Annotated in this window: 4 protein-coding genes; 3 read left to right on the top strand and 1 reads right to left on the bottom strand. The window is 76.1% G+C overall.

Annotated elements, in window-relative coordinates; translation table 11 throughout:
* Positions 1 to 68: 68 nt before the first annotated feature.
* Positions 69 to 1496, bottom strand: coding sequence for an L-serine ammonia-lyase (locus N866_RS15905; RefSeq protein ID WP_052023149.1), 1428 nt, complete (start codon positions 1494 to 1496; stop codon positions 69 to 71).
* Between the two features lie 198 nt (positions 1497 to 1694).
* Between N866_RS15905 and N866_RS15900 the strand changes: the two genes are divergently transcribed.
* From N866_RS15900 to N866_RS15890, 3 genes are read left to right on the top strand one after another with little or no spacing between them, the layout of a single operon-like run.
* Positions 1695 to 2738 carry an extracellular solute-binding protein gene (locus N866_RS15900; RefSeq protein ID WP_034228155.1) on the top strand — a complete coding sequence of 348 codons (1044 nt, stop codon included), beginning with the start codon at positions 1695 to 1697 and terminating at the stop codon, positions 2736 to 2738.
* A complete protein-coding gene (locus N866_RS15895) occupies positions 2735 to 4459 on the top strand; it encodes an ABC transporter permease (RefSeq protein ID WP_081802730.1) in 1725 nt (574 codons plus the stop codon). Before N866_RS15900 ends, N866_RS15895 begins: the two co-directional genes overlap by 4 nt.
* The gene (locus N866_RS15890; RefSeq protein WP_034228153.1) at positions 4456 to 5502 is read left to right on the top strand and encodes an ABC transporter ATP-binding protein; all 1047 of its coding nucleotides are present in this window, start codon (positions 4456 to 4458) and stop codon (positions 5500 to 5502) included. Before N866_RS15895 ends, N866_RS15890 begins: the two co-directional genes overlap by 4 nt.
* Positions 5503 to 5559 lie beyond the last annotated feature (57 nt).

Below are 5559 nucleotides of genomic sequence, written 5' to 3'. Positions count from 1 at the left end.
CGGGGCGCCGCGGTCCGGCCGGGGGCTGACCCCGCCGGGGCGCCGCGGTCCGGCCGGGGGTCAGCCGGTCAGCACTCGACGACGTTGACGGCCAGACCGCCCTCGCTCGTCTCCTTGTACTTGCTGGACATGTCCCGCCCCGTCTGCCGCATCGTCTCCACGACCGTGTCGAGCGAGACCAGGTGGGTGCCGTCGCCGTGCAGCGCCAGCAGCGCCGCGCTCACCGCGGTCGAGGCGGCGATCGCGTTGCGCTCGATGCACGGGATCTGGACCAGTCCGCCGACGGGGTCGCACGTCAGGCCGAGATGGTGCTCGATGGCGATCTCGGCGGCGTTCTCCACCTGTCCGGGCGTCCCGCCGCGGACGGCGCACAGCGCGCCCGCGGCCATGGCGCACGCCGAACCGACCTCGGCCTGGCACCCGCCCTCCGCGCCGGAGATGGACGCGTTCCGCTTGAACAGCGAGCCGAGCGCGGCGGCCGTGAGGAGGAACCGGTGGATCCCCTCGCGGGAGGCACCGGGGACGAACCGCACGTAGTGGTGCGCGACGGAGGGCACGATCCCGGCCGCCCCGTTCGTCGGGGCCGTGACGACGCGGCCCCCCGAGGCGTTCTCCTCGTTCACCGCGAGGGCCCACGCGTGGAGCCACTCGGTCGACGTGCCGCCCTCGCCCCGCGCGTCCCGTTCCTCCAGGTGGGCCCGCACCGCCGCGGCCCTTCGTGGCACCCGCAGACCGCCCGGGAGCGTGCCGGTCGCCACGAGCCCCCGCTCGACGCACGACGCCATGGCCTCCCACACCGCGTCCAGGCGCGCCGCCACCGCCTCGGAGCCGTGCAGGGCGTCCTCGTTGGCGCGGGCGACGCCGGCGATGTCGAGCCCGGTCTCGGCGCAGGTGGCGAGCAGCTCCGCCGCGGTGTCGAACGGGTACGGCACCGGACGGGCCGCCGCGTCGTCGTCGGGCTGTGCCCCCTCGCGCACGACGAACCCGCCCCCCACCGAGTACCAGGTCTCCTCGCGCACGGGCAGCGGCTCGCCGTCCCGCCAGGCGAGGAGCGTCAGGGCGTTGGGATGGCCGGGCAGCCGCGTGCGCGGCGCGAACGCCACGGCCTCGCGCGGGAACGGCACCGGGCGCTCCCCCGCGAGACGCAGCAGGCCGTCGGGAGCGCTGTCGCCCGGGGCGCCGTCGGGCGGGCGGCGGGACCACGCCCCGCGCACCCGGTCCGGGTCGCAGGTCGCCGGGTCGAGGTCGGACAGGCCGGCGACGACGGCGTCGGGCGTCCCGTGCCCCAGGCCGGTCGAGCCGAGCGAGCCGTAGAGCACGCACGTGACCCGGTCGACGTGGGGCAGCAGCCCGTCGGCCCGGAGCCCGCGGGCGAAGGCCCGCGCGGCCCGCATCGGACCGACGGTGTGGGAGGAGGACGGCCCCACCCCGATGGAGAACAGGTCGAACATCGAGACGTAGGCGGTCGTCCGCCGGGCCTGGTCGGCGCCCCTCATCGTGCCCCTTCGCGCGTGGTGGTCGTGGCCCCACGCTAGACCCGACCCCGCGTGCGCGCCCCTGAGGGCGGGCCGAGGCGGATTTGGAGGTAAGGCATGCCTCACCTACGCTCGACCGCGGCCTCAGCGCCGCCCGCACGACGAGGTGCACCGCACCCACCCGCCGACCCGAACCGGTCCAGACACCCAGGAGCCCGCATGCGCCGTTCGCGACTCGCCCTCCCGACCGCCCTCCTCGCCGTGACCGCCACGCTGGCGGCGTGCGGCTCCGACGCGGGGTCGCCCGACGGCGTCGGCGACGACGCCGAGGGCGCGCTCGTCATCTACTCCGGCCGGAACGAGAACCTGGTCGAGCCGGTGCTCGACCGGCTCGAGGAGGCCGTCGGCGTCCCCGTCGAGGTCCGGTACGCCGGCACCAGCGAGCTCGCCGCCCAGCTGCTCGAGGAGGGCGAGGCGACCGACGCCGACGTCTTCTTCGGTCAGGACGCCGGGGCCCTCGGGGCGCTCGCCGGCGCCGGCATGCTGACGGAGCTGGACCCGGAGGTGCTGGACCTCGTGGCCGAGGACTTCCGCGACGCCGACGGCCGCTGGGTCGCGACGTCCGGCCGGGCGCGCGTGGTCGCCTACGACCCCGAGCAGGTGCCGCAGGTCGAGTCGATCACCGGGGTGGACCAGCTCCTCGACCCGCAGTGGGCGGGCAAGATCGGCTTTGCGCCGAGCAACGCGAGCTTCCACGCGTTCGTGACCGCGCTGCGCGTGGACCGTGGCGAGGACGGTGCCCGCGAGTGGCTGGAGGCCTTCGCCGCGAACGACCCCCAGGTCTACGAGAACAACGTGGCGGTGCTCGACGCGGTCGAGTCCGGCGAGGTCGCCCTCGGCCTGATCAACCACTACTACTGGTACCAGCGCACGGCCGAGCTCGGCGAGGACGGCGTCGACGCCCGGATCCACTTCCTGGCCCCCGACGACCCCGGCGCCCTCATCAACGTCGCCGGCGCGGGCATCGTGGCGGGCACCGACCAGCCGGAGGCAGCGGCCGAGGCCATCGCCTTCCTGCTGTCGGAGGAGGCCCAGCAGTACTTCGCCGACGAGACCGCCGAGTACCCGGTCGTCGCGGGCGTCGAGTCGACCGTGTTCGACCTCCCGCCGCTGAGCGAGCTCCAGGGGCAGCAGATCGACCTCAACGACCTGGAGTCCCTGGCGGAGACGCTCGCGCTCCTCGACGAGGTCGGCCTCACCTGAGCCGACCGACGCCCCGAGGACGGTCGGTCCGGGAACGCCCGCCGGCCGTCCTCGTCGTCCCCGCGACCCTGGCGGCGCTCGTCGCGCTCCTGCCGCTGGCGTACCTCGTCGTCCGGGCGGGCGAGAGCGGGTGGGTCACGGCCTGGGAGATCGTCGCGCGCGAGCGCACCCTGCGGCTCGTCCTGCGCAGCCTCGGGCTCACCGCCGCCGTCACGGGCGTCTGCCTCGTCGTCGGCGTCGGCCTGGCCTGGCTGACCACCCGCACCGACCTGCCCGGCCGACGCACGTTCGGCGTGGTGGCCGCCCTGCCGCTCGCCGTCCCGAGCTACGTCGCCGCGTACGCCTGGATCTCCACCTTCCCGGGCCTCGCCGGGTTCTGGGGCACGCTCCTGGTCCTCTCGGCGTGCACCTACCCGTACGTCTTCCTGCCGGTGGTGGCCGCCCTGCGCCGCGCGGACCCCAGCCTGGAGGAGGTCTCTCGGTCGCTGGGCCGCAGCAGCCTGGCGACGTTCCTGCGCGTGACCGTGCCGCAGATCCGGCCCGCCGCGGCGGCCGGCGGGCTGCTCGTCGCGCTCTACGTGCTGTCGGACTTCGGTGCGCCGTCGCTGATGCGCTACGACGTGTTCACCCGCGTCATCCACGCCTCCTACCGGTCGAGCTTCGACCGGACCCCGGCGGCGGTGCTGTCGCTCATCCTCGTGGTCCTCACCGTCGCCATCACCGTGGCCGAGACCCGCAGCCGTGGCCGCGCCGGGCAGGCCCGGGTGGGCTCCGGCGTCGCGCGCACGGCGGCCACCGTGGCGCTGGGCCGCTGGGCCCCGGTCGGCGTGGCCTCCTGCGTGGGCGTGGCCGGCGTCGCCCTCGCGTTCCCCGCCGGCACCCTCGTGTACTGGCTCTCGGTCGGCTCCTCGGCTCGCCTGGACCTGGGCCGGCTCACGGACGCGGCGAGCGCGACCGTCGGCGTCGCCGTCCTCGGGGCCGTCGTGACGACCCTGCTGGCCGTCCCGGTGGGGATCCTGGCCGCGCGCTTCGTGGGACGCCCCGTGCGCGTGCTGGAGCACGCCACCTACGCCGGGCACGCGCTGCCCGGCGTCGTCGTCGCCCTGGCCCTCGTCTTCCTCGGGGTCCGCTACCTGCAGCCGCTCTACCAGGAGGTGCCGCTGCTGGTCCTGGGGTACGCGGTCCTGTTCCTGCCGGCGGCGGTCGGCGCGGTGCGGGCGAGCGTCGCCCAGAGTCCCCGGCGCCTGGAGGAGGTGTCGCGGTCGCTGGGCTTCGGGCCGTGGGCCACCCTGCGGCGCGTGACCGTGCCCCTGGCCGGCCCGGGAATTGCGACGGGGGCCGCGCTCGTTCTCCTGACGGCGATGAAGGAGCTGCCCGCGACGCTGCTGCTGCGACCGACCGGCATGGACACCCTGGCCACCCGGCTGTGGACCGAGACCGGATCCGGTGCTTACGCTGCGGCTGCCCCGTACGCGGCGGCGCTCGTCCTGCTCGCCATCGTCCCGACCGTCCTGCTCACCCGGGTCCAGACGCGGACGGCGAGCCGGACGGCCTCGTCGCCGGACGGCACGACGCGGACCGGGACGGCCGCGACGGAGGCGGTCCTCGGACCGGTACGCCCAGCAGTCGCAGCACCCGCAGCACCTGCAGCACCCGCAGCACCTGCAGCACCGTCAGGGCCGGCCGGCCCCGACCGACCGAAGGGAACGAGGCCGCGATGAGCCCCCTGCAGATCCGCGGGGTCACCAAGGCGTTCGGCGCACAGCCGGTGCTGCGGGGCGTGGACCTCGAGGTCCCGTCCGGGCGGCTCGCCGCCGTCCTCGGCCCGTCCGGCTGCGGCAAGACCACCCTGCTGCGCGTCGTCGCCGGATTCGAGCGCGCCGACGCGGGCTCCGTCGTCCTGGCGGGCCGCGAGGTCACCGGCCCCGGGACCCACGTCGCCCCGGAGAAGCGCCGCGTCGCCGTCGTCCCCCAGGAGGGCGCGCTCTTCCCGCACCTCACCGTCGCCCAGAACGTCGCCTTCGGACTGCGCGGGGGTCGCGGCGCGCGCCGGACGAGCGCGGCACGCGTCACGGAGCTCCTCGAGCTCGTCGGCCTGCGCGGGTACGAGGAGCGGATGCCCGCCCAGCTGTCGGGCGGCCAGCAGCAGCGCGTCGCCGTGGCGCGGGCCCTCGCGCCGCAGCCCGACGTCGTCCTGCTCGACGAGCCGTTCTCCGCCCTCGACGCGGCCCTCCGGGCGAGCGTCCGCGCCGATGTCCGCGCAGCCCTGCACGCCGCGGGGGCGACGGCGGTCCTGGTCACCCACGACCAGGAGGAGGCGCTGTCCACGGCCGACGTCGTCGCGGTGATGCGGGACGGCGTCGTCGTCCAGGCGGGCACCCCGAAGGAGGTGTACCGCTTCCCGCGGGACGTGGAGGTCGCGCGGTTCGTCGGCGAGGCCGTCGTCATCCCGGCGACCGTGCGCGACGGCGTCGTGTGGACACCGCTGGGGCACCTGCCGCTCGCCCAGTCCGCGCCGGACGGGGTGGGCCGCGCGGTGCTGCGCCCGGAGCAGGTCCACCTGGTGCCCGAGGGCGAGGGCCTCTCGGCGCGCGTCGTCGACCGGTACTTCTACGGGCACGACGCCAGCGTCGCCCTCGAGGTCCGCTGCCCCGGGGACGTGCTGCTGCCCGTCCTGTGCCGGACGCAGGGCGAGATGCCGGAGGGCGACACGGTCGGCGTGCGGATCGCCGGCCCCGTCACCTGGTTCCCCGGCGCCGCCTGACGGCGGTCGCGCCCCACGGGCTCAGGGCCACCGCAGGCGCTCAGCCCGGCGGCAGGC

It is taken from the genome of Actinotalea ferrariae CF5-4, from assembly GCF_000603945.1.
Taxonomy (GTDB): Bacteria; Actinomycetota; Actinomycetes; order Actinomycetales; family Cellulomonadaceae; genus Actinotalea; species Actinotalea ferrariae.
This window is presented reverse-complemented; position numbering and strand designations above follow the sequence as displayed.